The 1,375-nt window shown below is 34.8% G+C and carries 1 protein-coding gene; it reads left to right on the forward strand.

The genetic code is table 11. From position 1 onward, the window contains the following. Positions 1-41 precede the first annotated feature (41 nt). A complete protein-coding gene (locus tag FD44_RS09915) occupies positions 42-1,325 on the forward strand; it encodes an ISL3 family transposase (RefSeq protein ID WP_010620868.1) in 1,284 nt (427 codons plus the stop codon). The last annotated feature ends 50 nt before the right edge of the window (positions 1,326-1,375 follow it).

The raw sequence follows: 1,375 nt of genomic DNA on the forward strand, positions 1-1,375 counted from the left end.
AAATCCACCCACTACAGCATCATCAAAGGATGTGAGAAACCATGAACCCTATAGATAATAATATAAAATTTTCACTCAGTATTAAAGACCCAAATGTTATTTTTTTCAGTTATAAGCATCAATTCATAAAATCAAAACCTGCTAAAGTCTATGTTGCCAATGTAAAAGCCACTTATACAAGGTGTCCTCAATGTGGTTTTGAAAACTTTAGTCATAACGGACACTATGTGTCACGCGTTTCATATCCGTCGGCCAACGCTAGTGAGCCCGTCTATCTTGAACTTCATAAAGAACGATTAATCTGTAAAAATTGTGGAAACTCGGTAATGGCAACAACAGACCTCGTCAATAAGTATTGTAATATTTCCAAAGCTACCAGACAAAAAATATTCATGCATCTTCAGGATGATCGTACTCAGACTAGTATTGCTTTAGATAATAGTGTTTCTCCCAGTACCGTTTGTCGCTATTTAGACAACTATGATGATCTATTTCGGAGAAATTATCATTCTTTACCTGAGCACTTATCTATGGATGAATTTCGTGGTGTTGGCGGCGATTTCCACTTTCTTTGTATTAACGGTGATGGTGATCATGAAATTCAACAGATCCTACCGGATCGCTTTAAACAAACTATTATTGATTACTTTAATAAGTTTGACAGCACCGCTAGAAAGCAAGTAAAGACAGTTTCTCTGGACCTTAATAGTTACTATCAAGATATCGCCAGATTGGTATTTCCAAATGCCAAAATAATTGTCGATCGTTTTCATATTGTTGCGATGATGACTAGATCTTTTAACCAAAGTCGCGTTCAAATTATGAAAGAATACAAGAAACAATCCAAGGAATATCGGATGCTTAAATTCTCCTGGAAACTTTATTTAAAACACTTCGATGAGCTTGAGATTAAAAAAACATTTTTCGATCGACACCTTAGGAAACAAGTAACTCAACTCGAAAGAGTTCAGTTAGGTCTAGATGTTGATGAAAGACTGTTAAATACTTATAACGCCATGCAAGGCATTATGATATGTCTTAAAAATCACGACAAAGATGGTCTTGTTCAATATTTATATAACAACGATAAGCTTAGCTCGCAAATGAAAGATGTTTTAACCACATTTAAAAAGAATCTTGAAATAGTCCTCAATGCCAGTGAATCAAAGTATTCTAATGGTCCAATTGAAGGGATCAATAGAATGATTAAGCAAATTCAAAGAACTGCCTTCGGTTTCCGAAATTATCACCACTTAGTTTCAAGAGTTAAATTACAACAAATGAGAACCAAACCAAACAAAAAGACACTGTTAGAAGTTGCATAACTTCTAACAGTGTCCCAAATTCATCTATCAACAGGATTTGACAAAGAGCC

This window comes from Secundilactobacillus malefermentans DSM 5705 = KCTC 3548 (genome assembly GCF_001436395.1).
Lineage (GTDB): Bacteria > Bacillota > Bacilli > Lactobacillales > Lactobacillaceae > Secundilactobacillus > Secundilactobacillus malefermentans.

Excerpts from the sequence above, each read along its gene's own strand:
- FD44_RS09915 (WP_010620868.1), top strand. The coding sequence starts at position 42 with ATGAACCCTATAGATAATAATATAAAATTTTCACTCAGTATTAAAGAC.